The organism is Planomonospora parontospora (genome assembly GCA_014647935.1).
Taxonomy (GTDB): Bacteria; Actinomycetota; Actinomycetes; order Streptosporangiales; family Streptosporangiaceae; genus Planomonospora; species Planomonospora parontospora.
Window position 1 is genome coordinate 456,666 of the sequence record BMQD01000003.1, and the last position, 14,314, is coordinate 470,979.

A 14,314-nucleotide genomic window follows, 5' to 3' on the forward strand; every position below is an offset into this window, starting at 1 on the left:
CGCGCGGCGCAGGCGGAGCGCCGGGCCACGGCCCGGCGGGCGCGTCACAGGCCCAGCGCCGCCGACAGGTCGGCCGTCAGCGCGCCCAGCTCCCGTACGGCCTGCGCCCGGGCGTCGGCGACCTCGCCGGTCACCGGTACGACGGTCTCCAGGTAGCACTTGAGCTTGGGCTCCGTCCCCGAGGGCCGGACCACGACACGGGCGCCGCCCGCCAGGCGGTAGCGGATGCCGTCGGTGGGCGGCAGACCCGCCGACCCCAGGCTGAGGTCCTCGGCCGACTCGACCTTGCGGCCGCCGAGCTCCACCGGCGGGGCGCCGCGCAGGCGGGCCATGGCCCCCGCGATCAGGGACAGGTCGTTCACCCGGACCGAGAGCTGGGAGGTGGCGTGCAGGCCGTACCGGCGGGCCTGGTCGTCGAGGAGGTCGAGCAGGGTGCGGCCGTCGCGCTTGGCCCGGGCGGCGAGGCCGGCGACGGTCAGGGCCGCGCCGATGCCGTCCTTGTCGTGGACGGGCAGGCCGCCGCCGGAGCCGACGCTGTAGCCCAGCGCCTCCTCGTAGCCGTAGACGAGCTTCCCGCGGCCGCCCCCGGCCTTCATGATCCATTTGAAGCCGGTGAGGGTCTCCTCGTAGCCCACGCCGTGCTCGGCGGCGATCTTCCCGAGCAGGGACGACGAGACGATGGTGGTGGCGACCAGCCGGTCGTCGCCAGAGGTGTGCCGGATGACGTGCTCGCCGAGGAGGGCGCCGACCTCGTCGCCGGTGAGCATCCGGTGGCCGCCCTGCGGCAGGGGCACGCCCACGGCGCAGCGGTCCGCGTCGGGGTCGTTGGCCAGCACGAGGTCCGCGCCGATCCGTCCGGCGAGTTCCAGGGCGAGGTCCATCGCGCCGGGCTCCTCCGGGTTGGGGAACGCGACGGTCGGGAAGTCGGGGTCAGGGTCGGCCTGGGCCTCGACGGTCACCGGGCTCGCGAACCCGGCGGCCAGGAACGCGGAGGTGAGCGTGACGCCGCCGACGCCGTGCAGGGGCGTGTAGACGACCTTCAGCTCGCGGGCGTCGCCCAGCGGGAGCAGGGTCACCGCGTCCAGGTAGGCGGCCACGATCTCCTCGCCCAGGTCGGTCCACCCGGGGTCGTCGGGAGAGCCCAGTGGCAGGGCGGAGACGGGGCCGACGGCGTCGATGGCGGCGGAGATGCCCGCGTCGACCGGCGGCACGATCTGGGAGCCGTCGCCCCAGTAGACCTTGTAGCCGTTGTCCCGGGGCGGGTTGTGGCTGGCGGTGACGGTCACGCCCGCGTCGGCGCCGAGATGGCGGACGGCGAAGGCCAGCACCGGGGTGGGCAGGGGGGCCGGGAGCAGCGAGGCCCGCAGCCCGGCGCCGGTCAGCACGGCGGCGGTGTCGCGGGCGAAGACGTCGGAGTTGTGCCGGGCGTCGTACCCGATCACCACGTGCCGGTCCGGATCGAGGACGGCGGCCAGCCCGGCGGCGGCGCGCATGACGGTGACCCGGTTCATCCGGTTGGGTCCGGCGCCCAGCTCGCCGCGGAGACCGGCGGTGCCGAACTCCAGCTTGGCGCCGAACCGCTCGCGCAGCGCCTCCTCGTCCCCCTCGTCGAGGAGCTCCCGGAGTTCCTCCCGGGTCCGCGGGTCCGGGTCCTGGGCCAGCCAGTCCTGGGCGAGCCGTACGAGATCGCTGCTCATGATCACCTCACGCTCCGGGCGGGGAGGGCGTGTCCCCGCCGGTTTCCCCTACCGGCCCGCCCGCGGGTCCCGCTCCGGGGACCCGCGGGGCCGGCGCTACAGCTTGTTGACGATCCCGGCGAGCAGGACCCCCATGCGGGCCGCGGTGGTGCGGCCGACCTGGAGCACCTCCTCGTGGTTCAGCGGCTTGCCGACCAGGCCCGCCCCCGGGTTGGTGACCAGGGAGATGCCGAGCACCTCGGCACCGGCCTCGCGGGCCGCGACGGCCTCCAGCACGGTCGACATGCCGACCATGTCGCCGCCGAGGACCCGGCACATCTGGATCTCGGCGGGGGTCTCGTAGGTCGGGCCGCGGAAGGCGACGTAGACGCCCTCGGTCATGGTGGGCTCGACCCCGCGGACCAGGTCGCGCAGGCGCCGGGAGTAGACCTCGGTGAGGTCGACGAAGGTGGCGCCGGTGATCGGGTTGGCGCCGGTCAGGTTGATGTGGTCGCTGATCAGCACCGCCTCGCCGACCTCCTGGGTCTCCGGGCGCAGGCCGCCGGCGGCGTTGGTCAGCACGACGGTGCGGGCCCCGGCCCGTACGGCGGTGCGCACGCCGTGCACGACGGGCTCGACGCCCCGGCCCTCGTAGAGGTGGGTGCGGCCGAGGAAGATCAGCGCGTTCTTGCCCGACTCGGTCCGCACGGCGCGGACCTTGCCCGCGTGGCCGGCCACGGCGGGCGGCGCGAAACCGGGCAGGTCGGTCACCGGGATCTCGGCGACGGTCTCACCGATCGCGTCGGCGGCCGGGACCCAGCCCGACCCCATCACCAGCGCGACGTCGAAGGACTCGACTCCGGTGGCGCTCCGCAGTGCGGTCGCGGCGTCCGTGGCGAGTGCATAAGGGTCATTGGTCACCTCACCGAGCGTACTCGCCGGGCCGTCCACGCCATGACTCCGGCGGCCGCGACCCGCCGCTACGCCTCCGACCTGCCGCCGTGCGTCCGGCCTGCCGAGCATCCGGCCGCGGCCCGCCACCGGTCCCGCCGGCGGGAGGCGTCACCGGTCCCGCGGATGCGGCCCGCCACCGCCCGCCGCGGACGGGGCGTCAGCCGCCGAAGGAGGTGCAGGGGCGGTTGCGCAGCGCCTTGACGTAGTCGTCGGGGGCCCCGGCCTTCTCCGCGGCGTCGGACAGGATGCCGAGGTAGCGCGCCGAGGGCAGGCCGCCCTCGTAGCCGTCGAGCACGTAGAACCAGGCCACGACCTCGCCGTCCAGGGTCTGCACGCGCAGCCGTACCTTGTGGTAGAGGCCGCGGGTGGCGCCCTCCCACTGGTCGAGGGAGGTCTCGTCCCATTCGGGGACGTCGTAGAGGACGACGAAGACGTGCTCGTCAGGGTCCTCGACGATGGTGGCGAGCGCGCCGTCGAGCGCGCCCTCCCGGCTGAGGTCGTCCCCGCCGAACGTCAGGCGCCAGCCCTGCAGCCAGCCCGACCCCCGGACGGGGGAGTGCGGGGCCCGCTGGGCCATCTGCTCGGGGTCCATGTTGCTGCCGTAGGCGGCGTAGACAGGCACGGTGCCCAAGACTAATCCAAGATCGCCCGCCTGCCCCTCCCGTGATGTCATGTCGTCGATTTCCTCGAAGGGCAAGGGCTTTCCCCGGTTTCCGAGGGGGACCCGAGCGGTGGTTGGTCCGGGGATGCGGGAGAATGGGGTAGTGACAAGGATCGTGATCATCGGTGGCGGACCCGGCGGATACGAGGCGGCACTGGTGGCGGCGCAGCTGGGCGCGCAGGTCACCGTGGTCGAGCAGGACGGGCCCGGGGGCGCCTGCGTGCTCACCGACTGCGTGCCCTCCAAGACCCTGATCGCGACCTCCGTGCGCAAGCAGGCGCTGCTCGACGCCGCCGCGCTGGGCGTGCACTACAGCGGGGGCCCAGACGGCGACGTGGGGACCCCGGTGGCCGACATGCCGCTGGTCAACCTGCGGGTGAAGGAGCTGGCCCGGGCCCAGTCCACCGACATCGCGGCGCGGCTCGCCGCCGAGGGCGTCGAGGTGGTCCAGGCCCCCGGGCGGCTGGTGGACCCGCAGGTGGTCCGGGCCGGCGACCGGACGATCCGGGCCGACGTGGTCATCGTGGCGACCGGCGCGACCCCGCGCATCCTGCCGACCGCCGAGCCCGACGGGGAGCGCATCCTCACCTGGCGGCAGATGTACGACCTGGAGGAGCTGCCCGAGCACCTCATCGTGGTCGGCTCCGGCGTCACCGGCGCGGAGTTCGCCGGCGCCTACCGCTCGCTCGGCTCCGAGGTCACCCTCGTCTCGTCGCGTGACCGGATGATGCCGAACGAGGACGCCGACGCCGCCGAGGTCCTGGAGGAGGTCTACCGGCGCCGCGGGATGAACGTCATGGGCCGCTCCCGCGCCGAGTCGGTCAAGCGCACGGCAGACGGCGTGGTCGTCACCCTGGAGGACGGCCGGACCGCCGAGGGCAGCCACTGCCTGATGACGGTCGGCATGGTCCCCAACACCGCCGGGATCGGCCTGGAGGAGGCCGGCGTCACCCTCGACCGGGGCGGGTTCGTCCAGGTGGACAAGGTCTCCCGCACCTCCGCGCCGGGCGTCTACGCGGCCGGCGACTGCACCGGGGTGCTGATGCTCGCCTCCGTCGCCGCGATGCAGGGCCGGATCGCCGTCTGGCACGCCCTCGGCGAGGCCGTGCAGCCGCTCCGCCTGGCCACCGTGGCCTCCAACATCTTCACCGACCCCGAGATCGCGGCGGTCGGCATCACGCAGAAGGCGATCGAGTCCGGGGAGATCCAGGCCAACGTGGTCAAGCTCCCGCTGGCGACCAACGCCCGGGCGAAGATGCAGGGCTTCCACGACGGCTTCGTGAAGCTGTTCTGCCGCCCCAACACCGGCATCATCCTCGGCGGCGTCGTGGTCGCCCCGCGCGCCTCCGAGCTGATCCTGGCGGTCTCGGTCGCCGTCCAGCAGCGGCTCACCGTGGACCAGCTCGCGCACACCTTCGCGGTCTACCCCTCGCTGTCCGGGTCCGTCACCGAGGCGGCCCGCCGCCTGATGCAGCCGATGACCCCCAGCGGCATCTGACCGGGGTCCGGCGCGGACCCGGCTCGCGACCTGACCTGACCTGACCGGACCTGACCGGCCCTGGTCGGGCCGGGTCGGGGCGGCCGGCCCCCGCCGACCGCGTACCCGGCCGCACGGGACGGGACGGCTAGCGCACGCGGCCGCGGAGCCGCCCCAAGGCGTTCCGGCCGTCCTGCACGGCCCGCGCCACGAGGTGCAGGTCCTGCTCCCGCCTGGCCATGACCAGGGCGTTCTTCGCGGCCTCGTAGGCGTCCAGGGCCTGCCGCCAGTCATGGTCGGCGGTCATCCCGCCGCGCCCGCTGATCTGGAACTCGTAGTCGAGCCGGTCGATCTCCTCGCCGAGCCGGGTGATGTCCTCCTCCGCGCCCCGGCGCATGAGGGTGAAGCGGGCGTTGCGCCTGGTCCGCCGTTGCGCGCTGACGCCCCAGGCCACCACGGTGACCGCCAGGCCCACCGCGCTGAGCACCACCATGACGAGGCCCACGGAGATCCCGCCGCCCTGGTCCGGCGCCGCGGCCGTGGACGGCTCGTCCTCCGGCGTCTCGCCGCCCAGGGAGAGCGAGGTGGGGAAGGAGGTCGGCAGGCCGGCCAGGCCGGTGGGGGTGCCCTTGGCGCCCTCGAGGTTCGCGTCGTCGGCCATGGTGAAGGACGCCTTCTCGACCGTCGCGCCGGTGAAGTCGGCCCCGGCGAGCTCGGCCATGGTGAACTCGGCCTCGGTCAGGTCGGCGTCGACGAAGACGGCGTTGCGCAGGTTGGCCTGGGTCAGCGGGGCCTCCCGGAGCTTGGCCCGGGTGAAGTCGGCCTTGCGGGCCTTGAGCTGGCCGGGCGTGCTCTCGGTGAGGTCGGCGCCGACGAGCTTGGCGCTGGTGAACTCCACCTGGGTCAGCTCGGCCCGGGTCAGCTTCGCCCCGGACAGGTCCGCGTAGGGGAACTCGGCCTGCCCCGCCTCGGCGTCCACGAGGATCGCGCCGCGCAGGTCGGCGTGGTCGGCCCTGACCTGGCCCAGGTCGGCCTCGGTGAGGTTCGCGCCGCGCAGGTCGGCGTACTTCAGCGTCGCCTGGGTGAGGTTGGCCTCCTTGAGCGAGGCGTCACGCAGGATCGCCCCGGTCAGGTCCTTCTGCGTCAGCTGCTGGCCGTCCAGCTTGGCGCCGGTCAGGTCGGCGCAGCGCAGGCTGGAGGGGAGCTGGGCGCCCCCGGTGAAGTCCCGGCCGCGCAGGTTCGCGCGCTGACCGGGCCGGCACGGACCGGCCGAGGCCGCTTCGGCCGAGCCCCGTCCGGCCGGGGCCCACCCGGCAGGAAGCGGCCGCGCCGGGGTCCCGGCCGAGGCGCGGGCCTGGCCCTGGACGGGCGCGGCGGGCGCGGCGTGGGCGGGCGGGGTCGCGAACCCCGGCGCCGCGACGATCGCGGCGGTGAGCGCCAGGGAGATGGAACGACGCACGGGTGCCTCCTTCGACTACGGCCCCGAGCGTGCCAGCGGCCCATTGCAGTCCGCTGGACACCCGCTTGATCCCCGGTGGCCGCGCCCCGCCTCAGCGAGGCACCCGGACCACCGCGTACCCTCCCGGGGGCAGCAGCAGGTTACCGGGAACCGCCTGCTCCCGGTCGCCGTGGTTGACGGAGAAGACCCAGTCGCCGCGCCGTACCGACTCGATGGGGGCTTCGGGGCCGAGGTCGAGCAGGCGGGCGTAGGAGTCGTCGTCCAGCCGGGTGGAGACGTAGACGGCCCGGTCGCGGCGGGTGACCGCGGGGGTGCCGTCCGGGTAGCGGGCCAGGGCCTCGGCCCCGGCCAGGTGGACGTGCTCGGTCCACAGGGTCGCGGTGGCGCCGTCGTCCAGCGTCACCGGGCCGGCGACCGGCAGGAACTCCTCGACCCGGACGCCGAGCAGGTCGCGCAGCGCCCCGGGGTAGCCGCCGGTCCGGACGCGGGCGTGCTCGTCGGCGATCCCGCTGAGGAAGGAGACCACCAGGCGGCCGCCGCCGGCGGCGTACCGGCGCAGGTTGTCGGCGTCGTCGTCGGAGAGCAGGTACAGACTCGGGGCGATCACCAGCTCGTAGGCCGACAGGTCCGCGGACGGGTGGGCGAAGTCGGCGGTGACGCCGTGCCGGTAGAGCACCCGGTGCGCCTGCCGTACGGCCTCCAGGTAGCCGGTCCCGGTGGACGGGAGGCCCGGGAACTGCAGCGCCCAGCCCGACTCGGGGTCCCACAGGATCGCGGCGGACGCCTCGACCGGCGCCTCGCAGGCCTCGGCGAGGGCGGGCAGGAGCGCGCCGAGGTCGCGGATCTCGCGGAAGATCCGCGAGTCCGGCCCGGAGTGCGGGACCATCCCGCCGTGCCAGAGCTCGGCCCCGCCGCGCGAGGCCCGCCACTGGAAGAACATCGCCCCGCGCGAGCCCCGCGCGATGTGCGACAGGCTCAGCCGGGTGATCTCGCCGGGGCGCTTGGCGGCCATGCGGGGGCCGGTGTAGGTCACCACGGCCTGCTCCATCAGCAGCCACGGCCGCCCGCCCGCCCAGCCGCGCGCCAGGTCGGCGGCGAACGCGGTCTCCTCCGGGGGGTTCTCCGCCGGGTAGTGGTCGATCGCGACCAGGTCCACCTCCTTGGCCCAGTCCCACTGGTTCACCGGGACCCAGTCGCCGAAGACGAAGTTCGTGGTGACCGGGACGTCCGGGGTGAGCTCGCGCAGGACCGCCTTCTGCTCGCGGAAATGGGTGAGCATCTCGTCGGACAGGAAGCGGCGGAAGTCCAGGACCTGGGCGGGGTTGGGCAGGTACTGGGTGGCGCGGGGCGGCATGACCTGCTCCCACGCCGAGTAGTGCTGGCTCCAGAACGAGGTGGTCCAGGCGTCGTTCAGCGCCTCCAGCGAGCCGTGCCGGGCGCGCAGCCAGGCCCGGAAGGCGGCGGCGGCGTGGTCGCAGTGGCAGCCCGTGCCGTACTCGTTGTGCACGTGCCACATGGCCAGCGCCGGGTGGCCGGCGTAGCGCCCGGCGAGCGCGCGGGCGATGCGGACCGAGGCCTCGCGGTAGGCGGGGGCGGCCACGCAGTAGGTGTCGCGGCTGCCGTGGGTGAGCCGGACGCCGTCGGCGGTGACGGCCAGCGCGTCGGGGTGGGCCAGGGAGAACCAGGGCGGCGGGGAGGCGGTCGGGGTGGCCAGGTTCACCCGGATCCCGCCCTCGTGGAGCAGGTCGAGCACCCGGTCCAGCCAGCCGAAGTCGTAGGCCCCCTCGGCGGGTTCGAGGCGCGACCAGGAGAACACCCCGACGCTGACCAGGTTGACCCCGGCCTGCCGCATCAGGGCGACGTCCTCCTCCCAGACCTTCTCCGGCCACTGCTCGGGGTTGTAGTCCCCGCCGTAGCACAGGCCTTCCAGCCCTTTCGGCCAGTTCACTCTGGATCCTTTGTTCGTACAGAAACTAAACTAATTATCCATGGATCATGGAGTCGTCTCAAGTGCCGCGACCGGAGACTGGGAGCGGGCGCTGATCACCGGCAACGGCCGCCAGGGCGCCCTGGTGTACGGGGAGCCGGGGGAGTTCCGGGTGACCCTCTCCCACGAACGCCTCTTCCTCCCCGTCACCGAGCCCCTGCCGCCGCCGCACACCGCCCGCGTCCTGTCCGAGCTGCACGCCCTGCTGTACGGCGGGCGCGCCCGCGAGGCGGCCGAGCGGGTCGCCGGCCTCGCGGCCGAGGAGCACCCCGGCTACGCGGAGACCCGCTGGATCGACCCCCTGGTCCCCGCCGCCACCCTGGCCTTCTCCACGCGCGCGCCCGGCGGCGTCCGGCGGACCTGCGACTTCACGACCGGGCTGGTGACGCAGGAGCACGGCCCGGCCCGGCAGGAGGTGTTCGCCTCCCGCCCCGCCGACGTGGTGGCGGTCCGCCTCTCCGGGGCCGGAGGGCTGCTCCGGCTGCTGCCGCCGGACGGCGAGCCGCCGGTCCCGGTCCGGTTCACCTCGGAGACGGCTCCGGGCCGCCTGGTCCTCCGCGCGGACCTGCCCGAGTGCCGGCCCGGCGCGATGACGGGCTACACCGTCGAGTGCCGGGTCGACGGGGAGGCGGAGGCGCTCCCCGACGGGCTGGCGGTCCGGGGCGAGGCGCTCGTGCTGGTGCGCACCGTCGTGCACGGGGTCGGGCGGGCGGGCGGCGAGCCGTGCCCGCTGGACGGGCTGCCCGCCGACTTCGGGCGGCTGCTGGACGAGCACGCGGCCGTGCACGGAGGGCTGCTGGCCCGGTCGGAGGTCCGGCTGCCGGACGGCGGGCCGGTCGAGCGGCTGTTCACCGCCGGGCGGTACGCGGTGATCTCCAGCTCGGGCGAGCTCCCGCCGACCCTGCAGGGGGTGTGGACCGGGACCTACGACCCGCCGTGGCGCAGCGGCTTCACCCTGGACGGGAACCTGGCCTCGGCGGTGGCCGCCCTGCCCTGCACCGGGACCCCGGAGCTCATGCTCCCAGTCTTCGACCTGGCCGACGCGATGATGGACGACTTCCGGCAGAACGCGCGCAGGCTGTACGGCTGCCGGGGGATCCTGGTCCCGGCGCACCTGTCCACGCACGGCCTGCACAACCACTTCGGGCCGGTCTGGTGCCTGACCTTCTGGACGGCCGGCGCGGGCTGGCTGGCCCGGCTCTACCACGACCACTACGCGCACACCGGCGACCTGGCCTTCCTGCGCGAGCGGGCGCTGCCGTTCATGACCGAGGCGGCCCTGTTCTACGAGGACTTCCTGGACGGGGGCGGCGACTTCGTCCCGTCCTACTCGCCGGAGAACACCCCGGCGGGGGGCGACTCGCAGGCGTGCGTCAACGCGACCATGGACGTCGCGGTCGTCCGGGACCTGCTGCGCAACCTCGTCCGCGCGTGCGAGCTCCTGGGGCTCGATCCGGCCCGGTGGTGGCGGCTGCTGGAACGCCTCCCGGTGTACCGGATCGCGCCGACCGGGGAACTGGCCGAATGGATCGGACCGCGGCACCTCACGGACGGCGCTCCGGCGGGCGGCGCCGCGGGTGGGCGCGCGGACGGCGGTTCCCCGGACGGGACGGGCGGAGGCGGGGGCGGGGCACTTCCGGCGGACAACCACGCGCACCGGCACGCCTCGCACCTCTACCCGCTCTGGTACGAGCGGGACCCCGCCTTCGACGACCCCCGGCTGGCGGCGGCCGCGGAGCTGGCGGTCCGGCGGAGGCTGGAGTGGTGGCGCGGCGAGGGCAGCGACGAGATGGCGTTCGGGCTGGTCCAGCTGGGGCTCGCGGCGGCCTCGCTGGGCCTGGCCGAGGAGGCGCACGAGACGCTCACGCTGCTGGCCGCCCGCTACTGGCGCGAGGAGAACCTGGTCTCCACCCACAACCGGGACGCGATCTTCAACGTGGACGTCTGCGGCGGGCTGCCCGCGCTGGTCGCGGCCATGCTGGTGCGCTCCTCGCTGCCCGGCGCCGGGTACGGGCGGGTGGACCTGCTGCCCGCGCTCCCGGAGGCCTGGCCGCGGGGCGAGGCGCGCGGGCTGGTGGTGCGGGGCGGCACGGTCGAGCGGCTGACCTGGAAGCCCGGCCGGGTGGAGGCGGTGGTGCGGGCCTGGGCTCCGCTCCTGGTCACCTGCGGCATCCAGAGCGCGAGGGTGCTGCCGGGGGAGGCGCTGCCATTGACGTTTGTTGGTTTGGACGCAAAACTAATTCAGCAACTGGAAGCCTGAAGCGCTGGAGCCCCCATGCCCTACCGTCCCCCGCTGATCGCGCATGAGTACTTCGTCGCCGACCCGCCGGAGCTGCCCGTCCGCTCGCACGGGGAGGGCGGGCTCTCCGCGCTGACGGCGGCGGAGGTGGTCGCGGCGGACGGGGCCGGAGTGGTCCTGAAGGCGACGACCTCGGCCGAGGAGACGCTCGTGGCCTGCGTGGGCGTGGCCGGCGAAGGGGTGATCCGGGTACGGCTCGGCGAGGACGCCGACGCGCGCACCAGGTCGGCGCGGGCGATCACCATGGTCACGCCGGGCGGGTTCCCCGGGGCCCGGGTGGAGACGGGCGACGGGACGGTCGTGGTCGACGCCGGTCCGCTCCGCGCCGAGATCACCCTGTCCCCCTGGCACCTGCGCTTCACCGACGCCGCCGGGAGGACCCTGCTGGAGCAGGACGCCGGCCACGTCGACATCAGCGGCCGGCTGCGCACGCTCCCGTTCGGCCGCTCCACGGCCGGCGGCGAGGTGGCCGGCTACCACGAGAGCTTCGCCGCCCCCGCCGACGAGGCGTTCACCGGCTTCGGCGAGTCCTTCACCCCGCTGGACAAGCGCGGCCAGCGGCCGGTCATGTGGAACTTCGACGCCTTCGGCGCCGAGTCCCAGCGCGCCTACAAGAACGTGCCGTTCTACCTGTCCAGCCGGGGCTACGGCGTGCTGGTCGACAGCGGCGCCCCGGTGGAGTTCGACATGTGCCAGTCCACGCACAGCTGCGTGCAGATCGTCGTCCCGGACGACCTGATCGACTACTACGTGATCGCCGGGCCGACCCCGCCGCAGATCCTGGACCGCTTCGACCGGCTGACCTGCCGCCCGGCGCTCCCGCCGAAGTGGGCGTTCGGCACCTGGATCTCCTCGGGCTTCTTCGTCGACACCCAGGAGCGGGTGATGAACCGGGCCCGGACGATCCGCGAGCGCGGCATCCCCTGCGACGTGCTGCACCTGGACACCTACTGGCAGACCGACGGCCACTGGTCCGACCTGCGCTGGGACGAGGGCAACTTCCCCGACCCGGCCGGGATGCTGGCGGAGCTGAAGGAGATGGGCTTCAAGGTCTGCCTCTGGATGAACCCGTACATCTCCCACCTGAGCCCGGCCTTCGCCGAGGCGGCGGAGAAGGGATACTTCCTGAGGAGGCCCGGCGGCGAGGTCTACGTCGCCGACTCCTGGCACGGCTCCTACCCCGAGTGCGGCATCGTCGACTTCACCAGCCCCGAGGCCGTCGAGTGGTTCCGGGGGCTGCTCCGGCCGCTGCTGGAGCAGGGCGTGCAGGTCTTCAAGACCGACTTCGCCGAGGGCGTGCCGCACGACGCGGTCGCCGCCAACGGCATGACCGGCACCGACCTGCACAACGTCTACACGCTGCTCTTCAACGACGTGGTCTCCGAGGTGACGCGCGAGGTCGCCGGGCACGGCATGGTCTGGGCGCGCTCGTCCTTCCTCGGCGGGCAGCGGCACGCCGCCCAGTGGAGCGGCGACACCTACACCGGCTACCCGGCGATGGGCAGCACCCTGCGCGGCGGCCTGGCGCACGGCCTGTCCGGCATCCCGTTCTGGAGCCACGACGCGGGCGGCTTCACCGGCCGGCCCACCGACGACCTGTACGTCCGCTGGACCCAGTTCGGCGCCTTCTCCCCGCTGCTGCGGCTGCACGGCACCACCAGCCGCGAGCCGTGGGAGTTCCCCGAGGTCGAGGCCGAGGCCGTGGCGGCGCTGAAGCTCCGCTACCGGTTCATGCCGTACGTCTACACCGCCGCCGTCGAGGCCGCGCGGACCGGGGCGCCGATGATGCGGGCCCTGTGCGTCGACCACCCGGACGACCCGGTGGCCTGGCGGGCCGACCTGGAGTACCTCCTCGGCCGCGACCTGCTGGTGGCCCCCATGACCTCGCCCGACGGCGTCCGGAAGGTCTACCTCCCGGCCGGCGAGTGGGTGGACCACTGGACGGGCGAGGTGCTCGCGGGCGGGCGGCACGTCACGGTGTCCGTGCCGCTTTCGCGCATCCCGCTGTTCGTCCGGCGCGGCGCGGTCGTCCCGGTCCTGGCCGAGCCCGGCGAGACCGTCGGCGACGGGCCGTTCGGGGAGATCACGCTGGTCGGCTACGGCACGGACGCGGGGACCGCCGTGATCTCCGACGTCGACGGCGACACCACGGCGACCGTGGAGGCGGGCGGGGTCCGGGTGGACGGTCCCGCGCGCGTCACGGGTTTCGAGCGGTTCGGGGCCGTCTGAGGGCCGTGGGCTCCGGGCGGTCCGGGGCCGCGTGAAAGCCGTGGGCTCCGGGCGGTTCGGGGCCGCGTGAGGGTCACCGGTTCCGGGCGGTTCGGGGCCGCCTGAAGTACGACGGCCGCCGAGCGCGGCCGGGCGGTCCGGAGCCGGACCGCCGCCAGGGGCGGCACGGCCGCCACCATCCATGGGAGACGAGCATGTTCACAATGCGAACCGGGGCGGCCGCGCTGGCCGCGACGGTCATGCTGGCGGCGCTGGCCGCCTGCGGGGGCGACGGGCAGGAGGGCGCGGAGCCCGCCGCAAGCGGTCCCCGGACGCTCAAGCTCTGGCACTACGAGAGCGCCGACGGGGCGATGGGCAAGGCCTGGGCCGAGGCGATCAAGCAGTTCGAGGCCACCCACCCCGGCGTCAAGGTCCAGTTCGAGGAGAAGGCGTTCGAGCAGATCCGCCAGTCGGCGGGCATGATCCTCAACTCGGACGAGGCCCCCGACGTCATGGAGTACAACAAGGGCAACGCCACCGCCGGACTGCTCTCCAAGCAGGGCCTGCTGACCGACCTGTCGGCGGAGGCCGCGAAGCGAGGCTGGGACAAGCTGCTCAGCCCGTCGCTGCAGACCACTGCGAAGTACGACGACCGAGGCGTCATGGGCTCCGGCAAGTGGTTCGGCATCCCGAACTACGCCGAGTACGTGATGGTCTACTACAACAAGGACCTGTTCGAGAAGCACAAGGTCGAGGTGCCGACCACGTTCGAGCAGTTCACCGCGGCCATGGACACGTTCGCCAAGGCCGGGGTGACCCCGCTCGCGGTCGGCGGCGCGGAGTACCCGGCGCAGCAGATCTTCTACCAGCTCGCGCTGAGCAAGGCGCAGCGGCCGTGGGTGAACGGCTTCCAGCTCTACAAGGGCAAGGTCGACTTCCACGGGCCCGAGTTCACCTACGCGGCCGAGACCACGGCCGACTGGGTGAAGAAGGGCTACATCGCCAAGGACTCCGCCGGGATCAAGGCCGAGGACATGGGCCTGTCCTTCATCGGCGGGAAGTACCCGATGGTGGTCACCGGATCATGGTGGTACGGCCGGTTCGCCACCGACATCAAGGACTTCGAGTGGGGCTCGTTCCTCTGGCCGGGCAACACCCTGCACGCCGGCTCCAGCGGGAACATCTGGGTGGTCCCGGAGAACGCGAAGAACAAGGACCTGGCCTACGACTTCATCGACATCACGATGAAGAAGGAGATCCAGAACCTGCTCGGCAACTCCGGCGGCATCCCGGTGGCGGCCGACCCCGCCGCGATCACCGACCCGAAGAGCAAGGAGCTGATCGAGAACTTCACGAAGCTCTCGACCGCCGACGGGCTGGCGTTCTACCCCGACTGGCCCGCCCCGGGCTACTACGACGTGCTGGTGGCCGGGGTGCAGAACCTGATCAACGGCGCGAAGAAGCCCGCCGAGGTGCTCGACGAGCTCGCCGCGCCGTACGAGGAGAACCTCGCCGACATCGGCGGCTGACCTGCGGAGCCGGCCTCGGCGACCGGCGGCCCCGGGAAGGCCTCGGCGGCCGACGGCCGGAAGG

9 protein-coding genes are annotated in these 14,314 nt (G+C 73.8%); 4 read left to right on the forward strand and 5 right to left on the reverse strand.

The annotated features are described in order from the left end of the window. Window positions 1-44 precede the first annotated feature (44 nt). From IEZ07_RS07475 to IEZ07_RS07485, 3 genes are all read right to left on the reverse strand, one after another. Entirely contained in the window at window positions 45-1,697 is a 1,653-nt protein-coding gene (locus IEZ07_RS07475; protein WP_191894068.1) for a phospho-sugar mutase, read from the reverse strand. 96 nt (window positions 1,698-1,793) lie between these two features. Continuing rightward, window positions 1,794-2,597 carry a purine-nucleoside phosphorylase gene (locus tag IEZ07_RS07480; protein ID WP_239319525.1) on the reverse strand — a complete coding sequence of 268 codons (804 nt, stop codon included), beginning with the start codon at window positions 2,595-2,597 and terminating at the stop codon, window positions 1,794-1,796. Between the two features lie 190 nt (window positions 2,598-2,787). Next, on the reverse strand, window positions 2,788-3,252 hold the full coding sequence (locus tag IEZ07_RS07485; RefSeq protein ID WP_068896744.1) for a gamma-glutamylcyclotransferase family protein: 465 nt from the start codon (window positions 3,250-3,252) through the stop codon (window positions 2,788-2,790). A 142-nt stretch (window positions 3,253-3,394) separates the two neighbouring features. Between IEZ07_RS07485 and IEZ07_RS07490 the strand changes: the two genes are divergently transcribed. Then, window positions 3,395-4,789: an NAD(P)H-quinone dehydrogenase gene (locus IEZ07_RS07490; protein ID WP_068896679.1), complete on the forward strand. Its 1,395-nt coding sequence runs from the start codon at window positions 3,395-3,397 to the stop codon at window positions 4,787-4,789. Window positions 4,790-4,916: 127 nt separating this feature from the next. Here IEZ07_RS07490 and IEZ07_RS07495 read toward each other — a convergent pair whose 3' ends face one another. Together IEZ07_RS07495 and IEZ07_RS07500 are read right to left on the reverse strand one after the other, a co-directional pair. Continuing rightward, on the reverse strand, window positions 4,917-6,227 hold the full coding sequence (locus tag IEZ07_RS07495) for a pentapeptide repeat-containing protein (RefSeq protein ID WP_191894069.1): 1,311 nt from the start codon (window positions 6,225-6,227) through the stop codon (window positions 4,917-4,919). A 91-nt stretch (window positions 6,228-6,318) separates the two neighbouring features. Then, window positions 6,319-8,175, reverse strand: coding sequence for a beta-galactosidase (locus IEZ07_RS07500; protein WP_239319522.1), 1,857 nt, complete (start codon window positions 8,173-8,175; stop codon window positions 6,319-6,321). A gap of 40 nt (window positions 8,176-8,215) precedes the next feature. Between IEZ07_RS07500 and IEZ07_RS07505 the strand changes: the two genes are divergently transcribed. The 3 genes from IEZ07_RS07505 to IEZ07_RS07515 all read left to right on the forward strand — a co-directional run bounded on the left by IEZ07_RS07505 (window position 8,216) and on the right by IEZ07_RS07515 (window position 14,250). Next, a complete protein-coding gene (locus IEZ07_RS07505; protein ID WP_191894070.1) occupies window positions 8,216-10,474 on the forward strand; it encodes a glycosyl hydrolase family 95 catalytic domain-containing protein in 2,259 nt (752 codons plus the stop codon). 15 nt (window positions 10,475-10,489) lie between these two features. Beyond that, the gene (locus IEZ07_RS07510) at window positions 10,490-12,742 is read left to right on the forward strand and encodes a TIM-barrel domain-containing protein (protein ID WP_191894071.1); all 2,253 of its coding nucleotides are present in this window, start codon (window positions 10,490-10,492) and stop codon (window positions 12,740-12,742) included. Between the two features lie 194 nt (window positions 12,743-12,936). After that, entirely contained in the window at window positions 12,937-14,250 is a 1,314-nt protein-coding gene (locus IEZ07_RS07515) for an ABC transporter substrate-binding protein (RefSeq protein ID WP_191894072.1), read from the forward strand. Window positions 14,251-14,314: the final 64 nt, after the last annotated feature.